Source organism: Sinorhizobium sp. KGO-5 (genome assembly GCF_036245905.1).
GTDB lineage: Bacteria > Pseudomonadota > Alphaproteobacteria > Rhizobiales > Rhizobiaceae > Sinorhizobium > Sinorhizobium meliloti_A.
In genome coordinates, this window is sequence record NZ_BDIZ01000005.1 from 382,816 (window position 1) to 396,540 (window position 13,725).

A 13,725-nucleotide genomic window follows, 5' to 3' on the forward strand; every position below is an offset into this window, starting at 1 on the left:
GCATTGTGGGGAATTGGTGACACGACTTACCGCATCTCATCCGGTGCAGAAGTGCCTGTGATCGACAGGCCTGACTTCAATACCGAGGCGACAGCATGCACCAGCCCGAGTCTGGCAATGCTTAATTCTCTATTCTTATCGTTAACAAAACGTAATTCCGGGTTTTCCTTACCTTTGTTCCAGTGTCCGTGGAAGACCGCGGCAAGATCATACAGGTAAAAAGCGATCCGGTGAGGCTCGTGCGAGAGTGCTGCCGCCTCCACCACGCGGGGATATTCTGCAAGCTTGGCGACGAGCTGCATTTCGGTGGGGTCGACAATCGCGCCGGCCGCGCCCGCGAGGTCGACCGAAGACAGATCAAGATCAGGGAATGCTTCCGCAGCCTGGCGGAAAACGGAACGGCAGCGCGCGTGAGCGTATTGCACGTAGAAGACCGGGTTGTCCTTCGACTGTTCCGTCACCTTTGCGAAGTCGAAGTCGAGCGGCTCGGAGCTCTTGCGGTAAAGCATCATGAACCGCACGGGATCGCGTCCGACTTCGTCGACGACGTCGCGCAGGGTCACGAAATCGCCCGAACGCTTGGACATCTTCACGGGCTCGCCGTTGCGATAGAGCTTCACGAGCTGGCAGAGCAGCACCGTCAGCTTCGCCGATCCGCCGGAGATCGCACGCGCCAGTGCCTCCAGCCGCTTGACGTAGCCGCCATGGTCGGCGCCGAGCACATAGATCATCTCGTGGAAGCCACGATCGAACTTGTCCTTGAAGTAAGCAACATCGGCCGCGAAATAAGTATAGCTGCCATCGGACTTGATCAGCGGGCGATCGATGTCGTCGCCGACCTCGGTCGAGCGGAAGAGCGTCTGCTCCCTGTCTTCCCAGTCTTCCGGCAGCTGCCCCTTCGGGGGCGGCAGCGTGCCCTTGTAGACGTGCCCCTTGAAGGTCAAATCGTTGATGGCCGTGCGGATCCGCGCCGCACCGTTGTCGTGCAGGGCGCGCTCGGAAAAGAACACGTCATGGTTGACGTTGAGCGCCGCCAGATCCTCGCGGATCATCGCCATCATCGCGTCGATGACACGCTCCTTGACGAGCGGCACCCATTTGTCCTCCGGCATGATCCGGAGGCTCGTGCCGTACTCGTCCGCGAGCGCCTCGCCCACCGGCACGAGATAGTCGCCTGGGTAAAGCCCCGCCGGAATTTCGGCGATATCCTCGCCGAGCGCCTGGCGGTAGCGCAGGAATGCCGAGCGGGCGAGCACCTCGATCTGCGAGCCCGCGTCGTTGATGTAGTATTCCTTGGTCACGTCATAGCCCGCAAAGGCCAGCAGGTTGGCGAGCGCGTCACCGACGACCGCGCCGCGGCAATGACCGACATGCATCGGCCCCGTTGGGTTGGCCGAGACATACTCCACGTTGATCTTGCGTCCGGCGCCGGACGTGCTGCGTCCGTAATCGACGCCGGCACGCGTGATGGCTGCCAGAAGCTTCTGCCAATAGGAAACCGACAGGCGGACATTGATGAAACCGGGACCGGCAACCGAAACGCCGGCAACCTCCGGATCATGCCCGAGCTTTTCGACGATCAGTTCCGCAAGCGCGCGCGGGTTCATGCCAAGGGGCTTGGCGAGCACCATGGCGGCATTGGTCGCCACATCGCCGTGACTTGCATCGCGCGGCGGCTCTACATTGATGCGCCCGAAGTCCAGCTCGGATCGCTTTTCACGAATGATCTCAATCGATTCCAGAATTCTGTTAATTCTTGCTTCGAAGTCTGTGAAAAGGTTCATCTAATCCGTCCGCTTTTTCCAGCCACACTGGAGAATGGCGCAAATTCAAAGGAGGCCGGGTCCATCGAGAACCTGCAGCCTCCACGCGGGGGCGTCACTAGCGCAAATCAGGCGTATGGTCAAACAAGCGCCTATGCACGCTTATCGCGAAAGTATCGGTCATACCGGCGAGGTAATCGCCGACGTGGCGCGCCCGGGCCGGCACCGCCATACCGGCGATTTGGTCGATCCAGTAATGCTCCTTCATCAGCGACGGATCGTGCATGAAGGCCCGGTAGAGGTCCGTCACGATCGATGCCGCTCCCTGTCGTACCCGCATGACCTCCGGATGCCGATAGATGCGCGTCATGAGTAGATTCTTGATCTGGCGGTCCGTCTCGCCCATCTCATCCGAGAAGGTTGCCATTACCCTGCCCGCGCATCGCACGTCTTTCGCGCTTTCCGGCCGGACTTCACCGAGCCTTTTCTGCGCCACGGCGATGACGTCCTCCACCATGGCGGTGATCTGCCGCCGCATGATCTCATGCGTGAACCGGCTGCTTTCAAGGCCTGGATAGCGGTCGTGAACCTCGCGCATCAACCGGGCGAGAAACGGTATCTCTTCCAGCATTTCGAAAGTGAGATAGCCGGCACGCAGACCATCGTCGATATCGTGGGTATTATAGGCGATATCGTCGGCAATTGCCGCCACCTGCGCCTCGAGGCTCGCAAAGCTCGCAAGCTCGAGGTCGTGAAGCGCGCAGTAATCGAGAATCGGCTGCGGAACGGGGCCGCGAAGGCCCTGCCCGTCTGCCGTCATCAGCGGGCCGTTGTGTTTGACGAGCCCTTCGAGACTCTCCCAGGTGAGATTGAGGCCGTCGAACTCCGCATAGCGCCGCTCCAGCTTGGTGACGATGCGCAGCGACTGGGCGTTGTGATCGAAGCCGCCATAGGGCTCCAGCACCTCGTGCAAAGCGTCCTCGCCGGTGTGCCCGAACGGCGTATGGCCGAAATCATGGACGAGCGCCACCCCCTCGGCGAGATCCTCGTCCAGTTTCAAGGCCCTGGCGAGGGCGCGAGCGATCTGGGCGACTTCGATCGTATGCGTGAGCCGCGTGCGGTAATGGTCTCCGTCGGCGGCAATGAAGACCTGCGTCTTGTGCTTCAGCCGCCGGAAGGCCGTGGTATGGACGATGCGGTCGCGGTCGCGTTGGAAATCGGAACGTGTGGGGCTCGATGCCTCGGGATACAGTCTGCCGCGGGAAGCCCAGGGGTTCGATGCATAAGCTGCGTGTTCACCGTAACCGAAACCAAGGGCCTGCCTGTCGACTGTCATTTCACACCTGCGCGCGTCATCCCATTGACGGGACATTCAAGTCTTCATACCTATAGAAAGCGCTACAGGAAAGCGACGCTGGCCGGCGACTCCGTCCCCTCGGGGCGGAACAACGGCTTGCGGCAAGCCTGAAGATCGCCTGTCACGGCATGCGATTATAGCGTCAGAGCGAAGACGAATCTCTCCGGTTCTTGACCCCGGCAGGAGGCAAATAAGATGCAGGAAACAGTTACGCTTTCGGATGCGGCGGCCAGACGCATTGCCGCAATTCTCCAGGCGGAGAAGGACAAGAGCGCGATGCGCGTCTCCGTCGAAGGCGGCGGGTGCTCGGGCTTCTCCTACAAGTTCGATTTGGTGGACGCGGCAAATGCCGACGATCTCATCCTCGAAAAGGACGACGCCAAGGTCCTGATCGACAGCCTGTCGCTGGTCTACATGGGCGGCTCGGAGATCGATTTCGTCGACAATCTTCTCGGACAGTCGTTCCAGATCAACAATCCGAACGCGGTCGCAAGCTGCGGGTGCGGAACGAGCTTTTCGATCTGACGCCTCGCGCTACATCGTTATCGATTCCAGGACGTTAGAGCGAGATGCGGGCGGAAAACCGCGCACGCTTTTCCTCATCCAGCACTAAAGATAGGGCGATCCGAGCCAGAGCAATCGGTTTGCCAGCCGGTTTACGAGCGGCTGCGCGCGGAGCCCCGCAAGGGTCACTTCATCCGCTGTCGCGCGTATGGCGCAGACCTTTTCGCCGATTGCGCGTGCGAAGGCTTCGTCGAGTATTTCGAGGTCGAACTCGAAATTGAGGCGCAGGGAGCGAGGATCGAGATTGGTCGATCCGACATAGACCCAGCGGTCGTCGATGACCATCAGCTTGGAATGATTGAAGGCGCCCTTTGCCCGCCAGACGCGGCAGTGACCTTTCAGCACCTGGTCGAACTGTGCCGTCATCGCGCGGTCGACGAGTGTCAAATTGTTGACGGAGGGCACGATGATGTCGACCTCGACACCCTTCCTCGCCGCCGTCACGAGCGCGCTGATCAATTCCTTGTCGGGCAGGAAATAGGGCGACATCAACCGGATATGTTTTCGCGCCATCGAAAAGGCGCCCATAAGCATCTTGTGATTCGTCTCGTTGGTGTTGTCAGGACCTGAGGGAACGGCCCGCATCAGCACCGATCGCACGTCCGGCTCCGCGGGAAGGTCGGCGAGCCGCCAGCCGTCGCCTGTCAGTACCTCCTCGCTCGAGAACTGCCAATCTTCCGCAGCAACCTGAAAGATATCGGCGACAACGGGTCCCGTAACGCGGAAATGCGTATCGAAAGAAGCAGCCTTTCCTGCGATTTCAGCGGAAAAGCCCGCACGGATGTTCATGCCGCCGGCGAAAGCGACCGTACCGTCGACAATCATGATCTTGCGGTGTGTCCTGAGATTGGCATAGGGCAGCCGCAGGCCCATGATGATATTGCCGTTGAAGACGGCGGTCGGCACGCCTCCTTCCTTCAGATAGCCCACAATGGACGGCACGGAATAGCGCGCACCCACGGCGTCGATCAGGACGCGCACGGCGACGCCGCGTTTCACTGCGGCGATCAGGGCATTGGCGAAACGCATGCCGATGGGATCGCGGTCGAAAATATAGCTCTCGATGAGAATGCTGCGACGGGCGGACGAGATCTCGTCGAGCATCGCCGCATAGACCGCGTCGCCGCCCTCGAGCATGGTGATGTGGTTTCCCGCCGACATCGTGAAGCGCGCAACGCGGTCTCCAAGCATCTTCATTGCCGCGAAACGCTGTCCGAAACGGGCCACCACCTGATCATGCGTGACATCGAAGCGCCCGAACGGGTCCCGCTCGGTCGAGCGCAGCAGCGAGCGCTGCAGGCCGATAGACGAGCGGCGCATCCGATTGATGCCGGCGACCGCGTAGATGACCGCACCGATGACCGGTGAGAGCAGCACAACCCCGACCCAGCCGGCAGCCGCACGCACATCGTCCTTCGTCATTGCCGCATGGATGATTGCCGGGACGCCGAGGACGACCGAAAGCAGCGCCAGAAAATGCGGCCAGTAACTCTCTATGAACGCGATCATGCGCGGGACTATAGACGGACGCGGAACGGAATCAATTCGGCTACTTAAGGGTGAACCCTAACGTGGGGAAGAAGCGGAAGATGCGCCGGACCGGCGGCCGCCCGATCCAGAACCCAAATGGCGGATCCCGGATTTGTCAAAAGAATTTCCAGCCGCTAGAACCAATCGACCGAACGGACTCAAATGTCGTGAGAGGCAAGGCTGCCCAATGAAGATTGCCACATGGAACATCAACGGCGTCAAAGCGCGTCTCGACGGCCTCGTCGGCTGGCTTAGGGAGTCGAACCCCGACATCGCCTGTCTGCAGGAGATCAAATCCGTCGACGAGACATTTCCGAGAAGCGAGATCGAGGCGCTCGGCTACCATGTGGAGACGCATGGACAGAAAGGCTTCAATGGCGTTGCCCTGCTCTCCAAGACAAGACCGGACGAGATCAATCGCGGATTGCCGGGAGACCCTGCCGACGAACAGTCGCGTTTCATCGAAGGCGTATTCTCCGTCAATGGCGGAGCGCTTCGGGTCTGCTGCCTCTATCTGCCGAACGGAAATCCGGTAGAGACGGAAAAATACCCCTATAAGCTCGCATGGATGCGTCGTCTGGCCGCCTTCGCGGAACAGAGGCTCATGCTGGAGGAACCGCTCATCCTGGCCGGCGATTACAACGTTATCCCGGAGGCGCATGACTGCTGGGACGTCAAGGTCTGGCGGAACGACGCTCTCTACCTGCCAGAGACACGTGCCGCCTTTCGGCGGCTGCGCAACCTCGGCTTCACAGACGCGGTGCGCGCGACCTCCGACGAGGCGCCGCTCTATTCGTTCTGGGATTATCAGGCCGGCTGCTGGCAGAAGAATTTCGGCATCCGCATCGATCATCTGATGCTGTCGCCCGAGGCGGCCGACAAGCTCGTGTCGACCTCTATCGAAAAGCACGTCCGTGCCTGGGAAAAGCCGTCCGACCATGTGCCCGTAACGGCTGAATTCGCGTTCGAGACGACCTGAGGCGAGTCGACCTTCCCTTCCCTGCGGTCAGCCATCCTCGGGTCGGGCCGCACAGGACCTCAATCGTCGTCGTTCTGCAGATGCATGTTCTGGGACATGGTTATCGCCACCCGGCGATCGTCTTCGGTGGCGAGCGAGAACGCCTGCTCCTGCATCGCCTGGAGCCAGGGCCGGTCCTTGGGAGAACATTGGCCGAGCGCCGCCGTCATGTATGCGAGACCGCGAGCGGTCTGACCTTCCTGGAAAATGACGTTTCCGAAAACGCCCATGGCGCCGGCATGACCATTCTTGCGCGCCCGGTTGAGCCATTTCTTGGCCTGCTGGACATTGACGCTTCCGCCCTCGCCCGAAAGCAACATGCGCGCGAGCTGGAATTGCGCTTCCGCCACGCCGAAGGTGGAGGCCGCCTGGAAATACAACTGCCTGGCCTGCGACAGGTCGGACCTTACCGGGGTGTCGGGAATGCCGCGCCGGTAGTAGCCGGCAAGCGAAATCAATGCATTGACGAAGTAGCCGGTATCTTCCGAGCCGGGCTCGACACCCTGTTGTGCGATTTCGCTGTAGATCTTGAATGCTTCGAGATCGTTCTCAGCGACGCCATCGCCATAGGCATACATATTGGCGAGCGCCCAGCGAGAGCCCGTGTGCCCCTTTTCCGCAGCATATCGATAGGCCTCGACCGCTTCGTCTTTCCGGCCGCTCTTATAGGCGGAAAAACCGAACTTGAAGAGCGCGAAGGGGCCCGACTCCTTGGTCACGCCGGCTCCGGGATCGAAAGCCCGTGCCGGCCCGGCCGCGGTTGCGCCAACCGCCAGCGACATGCCAAGCACCGCAACCCTAAGCGACTTCAATTCACCCGCGCGCATAACAATCAGTTTCTTTCGTTCGAGCCGGCCTCGCCGACCCCATCACCGTCGCGAAGATGCTGCACATGCTGGCTCCTGCGCCCACCGGTGCTCCGGCTGCGCGCCTGAGGCCAATTGCTACGGGATGTCATGACGGCACAAAAACTCACTTCACCTCAACGCGGGCATGGAACTCGACTAGCCTTCGTCCCTATATCGCTGCTCTCATTTTGTGGCGGGAAATGGACATAATCGACCCGGCCCGGATAGTAGCAAACCGTAGCAGGAAATGTGTTGCTGAATCGTCACATTCACAACCGCTTATAAGCGTGGTTACCAGACATAAAAAAGGCCCGGCGGAGACCGGGCCTCGAGCAGTGGATTTTAGGAGATCAGAACCTGACCTTCAGCGATGTCGAGATCGCACCGACGAAGTCATTGTCGAAGTCGTAGGAGACATCGCCGCCGATCGTCTCCCCTTCGAAATCAACCGGACCGGAACTGCCGCTGGTCAGGATACCGACGACGCCGGCAAGACGGATTTCTACATTCTCGGTCGGCGTATAGGAAACGCCTGTGCCGAGCGTCCAGGTATCGGTCTGAGCCCCATAGCCTTGGCTTGTTCCACGATCCCAGGTGAGGCTGACTGCACCGCTCCATTGATCGTTGAACTTGTGGCCGATGCCCCCGGTGACGGTCCAGCCGTCCCGGTAAAGGAGATCGAGGCTGGTGCACGGCGTAGTAGGCGATATCGTCGCAGGGCAGAATGTTACAACCTGCAACTGACTCCAATCGGTCCATTTGATGGAGCCAAACGCCAACCAGCCGGGGGCAATGCCGGATTGAACCTTGAGTTCAAGCGAATCCGGCATCGAGGCCGAACCCCGAACGTCATATTTGGTGCCGGTGATCAACGGAGGACCGACCGGGAAAGGGTTCGGAAACGCAAGCTGACGCAGATCGATGAAGCCTGAAAGATCATCCAGATCTACAGCACTGTTGTACACCAAGCTCGCCCGCATAGCATATTCAGGAATTTCGTATGCAACGCCGGTGCGCCAGCCCCATCCGCTGTCTTCCAGCTCGAGACGACCGACGCCAGAAAAGGTCGAAAGCGGAAACGGCGCGAAGGTGTAATCCTGCACGAGTCGCTCTTTAAAGCCGCCCACTTCCTGATAGAATCCACCGCCAATAACCCGGAAATAGCCAGGTCCCATTTCCCACTTGTAGGAACAGGTGGCCGCATAGTTGTCGCTCTCCACCTTCGTCTCGATGTTGTTGTTGGCACCGGCCCAGTTTTTGCCGGGGTTGGTGTGGGCGCCCCAAGGCTGCGAGTAGTCCGCCATACAGTCAATACTGTCACCCAAAGCAGCCTTAACGCCGATGCGGGGCGCCCAATAGCTCTCAGTGTCGTCCGCGGTGCTTGGACGATAATTCAGGTTTCCGCCACCGAATGTCCCTCCGAGAATGTCCGTATTGGCGGTATCGGTGTCCTCGACGTTCTTCAGCTTACGCTGCGGATTGACGTAGGTCGCCGTCGCTTCGGCCGCATAGTCCGACGGGTCGAACAAGAGATCGATATTATAGCCGCTGCGCTCGAGCCCTCCCGCCTGCGCAGCCGAGGCCACGAGCACTCCGGCCACCGCAGCCAGAATACCCTGCTTCAATCCAATTCGAGCCATCAAGCTCCTCCCCTGCATTCCAATTCTGCGGCCATCCGCCTCGGGGCCGCGCTTGAGGGAAGTATCCTCACGATTGCGTGAAATGGCAAACTGGAAGCCCCGGAGCCGACCGGTCGGGATCAGTCATCGGATTTACGTAAGAATTCCCACTTCTCGCCACAATTCGACCGCCGATAGAATTTGATTTCCAGAATGTCCGCGATTTCGATCAACAAATGGAATTAAATACTACCAAATCGCAGTGTGTGACGCTGGAACAACATCATGGCTTTTTACACGACACCCTTGCGAGGTACCATTGAAACGCCGGCAGCTAAAACCCATGCGTGCATTGTCGATCGCCCCCACCTGCGTTGCCGCCGAGCCAGACCAGGCAGCCGATTCGCCGCATGGGGTGAGAAATTGGAAAATCCGCGGCATTGCCGCCGCGGACCGTGTCTGCCTTCGAGTTTGTCTCGCAGATAAAAAGCTAACCGGCTTCCGTAACGCGGGACAAAGCAACGCCGAGCGAGTCTCTTTGCAGGTCGAGTTCGACCAGCCGCTCGCGCTCGGCCTCGACCAGTTCAGGCTTGGCATTGGCGACAAATTTTTCGTTGGCGAGCTTGCCGAGGATCCGTTGCCGCTCGACGTCGACCTTTGCGATGGCCTTTTCCAGACGCAATTTTTCGGCCGCGAGATCGATGAGACTGCCGAGCGGAAGGCAAGCCGTCGCTTCGCCGACCACGATCTGAGCGCTGCCGCGGGGCGCCACTGACGCGTGCTCGATGTTCTCCACTCTCGCCAGACGCTTGATCGCAGAGGCGTGCCGGTCGAGCCGCTCGCTCGTCAGCGCCTTCGCCCCGACGATGACCAATGGAGCCATCGCCGCCGGAGGGACGTTCATTTCGGCGCGAACCGAACGAATGCCGGAGACGAGATCGATCAGCCAGTTGATTTCGTCTGCAGCCGCGTCATCCGCATAGAAGGCGGCCGGCCATTCGGCATGGCAAAGGAGCGTCGTACGCTCTCGCCCGGGGCCGGTCGTCTTTTCCCAAAGCTCTTCCGTCATAAAGGGCATGAACGGATGCAGCAGCTTGTAGATCTCATCCAGGACATAGGCCGTGCAGGCCTGGGACTCGCGCTTGGCCGCTTCATCATCGCCATTGAAGACAGGCTTCAGGAGTTCGAGATACCAGTCGCAGAACTGGTTCCAGACGAAGCGGTAAAGGGTTCCCGCCGCCTCGTTGAAGCGGTAATCTTCGATCGCCTCGCTCACGTCGCGGATGGTGCGCGACAATTCCGTCAGGATCCAGCGGTTGATCGTCAGCGACGCTGCCTCGGGAATAAAGCCGTCGCTGCTTACTGCCCCGTTCATCTCGGCAAAGCGGGTCGCATTCCACAGCTTGGTTCCGAAGTTGCGGTAGCCTGCTATCCGGGCCGGGTCGAGCTTCACGTCGCGCCCCTGAGCCGCCATGATCGCCAGCGTGAAGCGCAGTGCGTCGGCGCCGTATTCGTCTATGAGCTCCAGCGGGTCGATGACGTTGCCCTTGGACTTCGACATCTTCTGCCCGTTCTTGTCACGAACGAGCGCATGAACATACACCGTGTGGAAAGGCTCGACGGGTGTGCCGTCCGCATCCTTCATGAAATGAAGGCCCATCATCATCATCCGGGCGACCCAGAAGAAGATGATGTCGAAACCGGTTACCAGCACATCGGTCTGATAATATTTGTCGAGCTCCGGCGTCTCCTTCGGCCAACCGAGCGTCGAGAAGGGCCAGAGCGCCGAGGAGAACCAGGTGTCGAGGACATCCTCGTCGCGCGTCAGTATCTCACCCGGCTTGAAGTTTTCGAGCAGGTCTTCGACATAGGCCTTCATCGGTCCTTCATGGGCGATGTAATGCTGAATCGCCGCGTGCAGCGCTTCCTCCTCGTTTCGTTCAACGAAGATCTGCCCATCGGGACCGTACCAGGCGGGGATCTGGTGGCCCCACCAGAGCTGGCGCGAAATGCACCAGGGTTGGATGTTCTCCATCCATTCGAAATAGGTCTTTTCCCAGTTCTTCGGGACGAAATTCGTCCTGCCTTCCTTGACCGCCGCAATCGCCGGCTTCGCCAAGGTCTTGGCGTCGACATACCATTGCTCGGTCAGGCGCGGCTCGATCGGCACGCCGCCGCGGTCGCCATGGGGCACCATGTGCTTGTGGGGCGCGATGTGATCGACGAGCCCGGCCTCTTCGAGCATCTCGACGATAAGCTTGCGCGCTTCGAAGCGATCCTTGCCCTCCAGTTGATCCCAGGCGCCGTGCAGCGCCGCCGGGTGGTCGAGCCCCTCGAGGAAATCCTCGTTGTTCTTGATCGTTATCCGGCCGTCTGCCGTGAGAACGTTGACCTGCCGCAGTCCCCTGCGTTTTCCGACGTCGAAATCGTTGAAGTCGTGCGCAGGCGTCATCTTCACCGCGCCGGTGCCGGTCGTCGGATCCGGGTACTCGTCGGCCACGATCGGAATGCGGCGGCCGACGATCGGCAGAATGACGTGCTTGCCCACGATACCCTTGTAACGGGCGTCATCGGGGTGCACGGCAACGCCGGTGTCGCCGAGCATGGTTTCCGGACGCGTCGTCGCGACGACGAGATAGTCGCGCGCCTCCCATTCCGTCGCATTGCCTTCCTCATCGAAGGCGACGGGATGCTGATAGGTCACGCCCTCTTCGAGCGGGTAGCGCAGATGCCAGAGATGGCCGTTGACCTCGACCGGCTCGACCTCGATGTCGGAGATCGCGGTTTGCAGCTTCGGGTCCCAGTTGACCAGACGGGTGTCGCGATAGATGAGGCCTTCCTTGTAAAGGCTGACGAAGACCTCGATGACCGCCTCGGACAGCCCCTCGTCCATCGTGAAGCGCTCGCGCGACCAGTCGCACGAGGCGCCGAGCCGCTTCAATTGATTGAAAATCAGGCCCCCGGATTCGGCTTTCCACTCCCAGACCTTCTCTATAAAGGCCTCGCGGCCCATATCGCGGCGGTTCGGAAGCTGACGTTCCATGAGCTGGCGCTCGACGACCATCTGGGTCGCGATACCCGCATGGTCCATACCCGGCTGCCAGAGCACATCCTTGCCGCGCATGCGCTCGAAGCGGACCATGATGTCCTGCAGCGTATTGTTGAGCGCATGGCCCATATGGAGCGATCCCGTCACGTTCGGCGGGGGGATCACGATCGTGAAGGTCTCCGCGTCCGGCTTCGCGTTGACACCGGCGCGAAAGGCATCCGCTTCGTCCCAGGCCTTGGCGATCTTCGGTTCTACCGCTGCGGAATCGTAGGTTTTATCAAGCATTCTTTGGCCGATTTCTGGAGATTGATGTCAGCGTTTGTAAACCGGAAGGCCCGGGGCAAGTCAACCTGAACGGGGAAAAAGCCGCAGCCATCATGCATGCGGCTTCCATCTTAGATTACTTCCGGGAAAAGTGTGTAACGCTTTTCTGTCCGGACGTGCGCAGGTTCGAATGCGCTACTGGGGAAAAGAGCTCGGCGAGTTTCCTGAAATCGCCCACGGGCGGCAGACGCAAGTCAGGCACCTCTACCGTTTACGTCAGCGCCGGGGCCCACGTGCCACGCGTTCGATTTCCTCGCGCACCAGTCTTTCGACCAACGTCGGCAAGTTGTCGTCCAGCCATTCCTGCAACATCGGACGCAGCATCGCTTCGGCGATCTCGTCGAAGGAACGCCGGGGTCCGTTCTCGACGGCATGTGCCAATTCGTCGAAAGCGCGCGCAACCTGACGGCTGACAGCCGGGGAAACGATCGTTCCAGGCGTGCCTTCCGGCTCCGTTGCCTCGTCCGAGGCCGCCGACACATCCCCGGCCACGGGAGCCGACCCGGCGTCCGCTGCCGCACTCGCCGGGATGGCCGAAGAGGGAAACGCAGCGATGCGGGACATCATCGCCGGACTATCCGCTGGCGACCGCGCCTCCTCGCCTCTTGCTTGATCTCTCGGAACCGTATGCACCGCCTGGCGCTCCGAAGCGGCCCTCACCCTTGCCGCGACATCGGCAAGCGAAAGCGGCGCAGACGACGGTACCGGCGCGTCGGTACGGTTATCGACCGCCGATGGTGACGTCCTGACCGAGGAGAATTGGTCGTCGGCGGATCCGAACGCATCCGCTTCGATCTCCGGATCCATCGACAGTTCGACATCGTCGCGGGCGCCGTCCTCGAAGCTCTGCTGCGCGGAGGTTCCGGCCGGACCAGGCTCGTTACTCTCGATGATCTTGCGAATGGATGCCAGAATCTCATCCATCGAAGGTTCACGTGCGACGTTGAGCTGCGCCATTTCAATCCCCGTTTGCTGCGGACGAACACGGAAAAGCCGCTCCGTGTGCCGATTCGAACAAACCTTAAGTGAGTTCGCCGACGAAACAAACGCCGCGAATCAGCTCGGTAAATTCTTGCACAGATTTGTTTTTTTCGGCAGGGGCAATGGCACTTGCGCTCGAAAGCCCGTTGAGATTCGGGCCACCCGCCGCCGCTTGTTTGATTTCCCCATTCCTGTGCTTGTCACAGGAATGGGGACGGGGATGTGCGAGGCGGGACGGGACGCTGTCCACGGGCGTGACCGGCGACCTTCCGCGCCGCCTCGATATCTTCACGGTTTATGAAGCGCGCCGAAGGACCGCACCCTCTTCCCCGCATCTCTGTGCTCGTCACAGGGATCCAGCAGCGCCGCGTCTGCGGCGCGGGAAGAGTTCTTTCAGCCCAAGGACTTGGGCTGGCTGGATTCCTGTGACAAGCACAGGAATGAGGGACCGGGATGTGCGGTTCCTACAACTTGCGCTTGGGAATATGCGAGGGAATGTTCAACCTGTGACGCAATGAAACGCGCCGAGGGTCGCACCTCTCTATCCTCATCCCTTATGTGGACGGCTCCCCCTTGCAAGTGTTTTTTGCAGATTTTTTGATCGGATCGCTTGCTTCCATATGTTCGGCCTTTCGGTGTGGCCGCACAGGGCCACTGGCCAAGATGGTTTCC

General features: G+C 60.2%; 9 protein-coding genes. 2 read left to right on the plus strand and 7 right to left on the minus strand.

What is annotated here, in order from left to right:
• Positions 1-26 precede the first annotated feature (26 nt).
• Positions 27-1,784, minus strand: a complete 1,758-nt coding sequence (gene argS, locus BHD07_RS22445) for an arginine--tRNA ligase (protein ID WP_100674035.1) — start codon at positions 1,782-1,784, stop codon at positions 27-29.
• Positions 1,785-1,881: 97 nt separating this feature from the next.
• The gene (locus BHD07_RS22450; protein WP_100674036.1) at positions 1,882-3,099 is read right to left on the minus strand and encodes a deoxyguanosinetriphosphate triphosphohydrolase; all 1,218 of its coding nucleotides are present in this window, start codon (positions 3,097-3,099) and stop codon (positions 1,882-1,884) included.
• 216 nt (positions 3,100-3,315) lie between these two features.
• On the opposite strand from BHD07_RS22450, the gene erpA reads away from it, so the two are divergent.
• Positions 3,316-3,645, plus strand: a complete 330-nt coding sequence (gene erpA, locus BHD07_RS22455; protein ID WP_018097738.1) for an iron-sulfur cluster insertion protein ErpA — start codon at positions 3,316-3,318, stop codon at positions 3,643-3,645.
• An 84-nt stretch (positions 3,646-3,729) separates the two neighbouring features.
• Here erpA and BHD07_RS22460 read toward each other — a convergent pair whose 3' ends face one another.
• Positions 3,730-5,193: a phospholipase D-like domain-containing protein gene (locus tag BHD07_RS22460; protein WP_100674037.1), complete on the minus strand. Its 1,464-nt coding sequence runs from the start codon at positions 5,191-5,193 to the stop codon at positions 3,730-3,732.
• A gap of 208 nt (positions 5,194-5,401) precedes the next feature.
• Between BHD07_RS22460 and xth the strand changes: the two genes are divergently transcribed.
• Positions 5,402-6,193, plus strand: a complete 792-nt coding sequence (gene xth, locus BHD07_RS22465) for an exodeoxyribonuclease III (RefSeq protein ID WP_100674038.1) — start codon at positions 5,402-5,404, stop codon at positions 6,191-6,193.
• Between the two features lie 59 nt (positions 6,194-6,252).
• Here xth and exoR read toward each other — a convergent pair whose 3' ends face one another.
• From exoR to BHD07_RS22485, 4 genes are all read right to left on the minus strand, one after another.
• On the minus strand, positions 6,253-7,059 hold the full coding sequence (gene exoR, locus BHD07_RS22470; protein ID WP_003534542.1) for a two-component system ChvIG regulator ExoR: 807 nt from the start codon (positions 7,057-7,059) through the stop codon (positions 6,253-6,255).
• A 371-nt stretch (positions 7,060-7,430) separates the two neighbouring features.
• The gene (locus BHD07_RS22475; RefSeq protein ID WP_338283136.1) at positions 7,431-8,720 is read right to left on the minus strand and encodes an OmpP1/FadL family transporter; all 1,290 of its coding nucleotides are present in this window, start codon (positions 8,718-8,720) and stop codon (positions 7,431-7,433) included.
• A 469-nt stretch (positions 8,721-9,189) separates the two neighbouring features.
• The gene (locus BHD07_RS22480; protein ID WP_338283137.1) at positions 9,190-12,033 is read right to left on the minus strand and encodes a valine--tRNA ligase; all 2,844 of its coding nucleotides are present in this window, start codon (positions 12,031-12,033) and stop codon (positions 9,190-9,192) included.
• A gap of 255 nt (positions 12,034-12,288) precedes the next feature.
• The gene (locus BHD07_RS22485; RefSeq protein ID WP_338283138.1) at positions 12,289-13,029 is read right to left on the minus strand and encodes a PopZ family protein; all 741 of its coding nucleotides are present in this window, start codon (positions 13,027-13,029) and stop codon (positions 12,289-12,291) included.
• Positions 13,030-13,725: the final 696 nt, after the last annotated feature.

Coding starts and splice junctions, on each gene's coding strand:
- xth (WP_100674038.1), top strand. CDS start 5,402: ATGAAGATTGCCACATGGAACATCAACGGCGTCAAAGCGCGTCTCGAC.
- BHD07_RS22460 (WP_100674037.1), bottom strand. CDS start 5,193: ATGATCGCGTTCATAGAGAGTTACTGGCCGCATTTTCTGGCGCTGCTT.
- argS (WP_100674035.1), bottom strand. CDS start 1,784: ATGAACCTTTTCACAGACTTCGAAGCAAGAATTAACAGAATTCTGGAA.
- BHD07_RS22480 (WP_338283137.1), bottom strand. CDS start 12,033: ATGCTTGATAAAACCTACGATTCCGCAGCGGTAGAACCGAAGATCGCC.
- BHD07_RS22450 (WP_100674036.1), bottom strand. CDS start 3,099: ATGACAGTCGACAGGCAGGCCCTTGGTTTCGGTTACGGTGAACACGCA.
- BHD07_RS22475 (WP_338283136.1), bottom strand. CDS start 8,720: ATGGCTCGAATTGGATTGAAGCAGGGTATTCTGGCTGCGGTGGCCGGA.
- BHD07_RS22485 (WP_338283138.1), bottom strand. CDS start 13,029: ATGGCGCAGCTCAACGTCGCACGTGAACCTTCGATGGATGAGATTCTG.
- erpA (WP_018097738.1), top strand. CDS start 3,316: ATGCAGGAAACAGTTACGCTTTCGGATGCGGCGGCCAGACGCATTGCC.
- exoR (WP_003534542.1), bottom strand. CDS start 7,059: ATGCGCGCGGGTGAATTGAAGTCGCTTAGGGTTGCGGTGCTTGGCATG.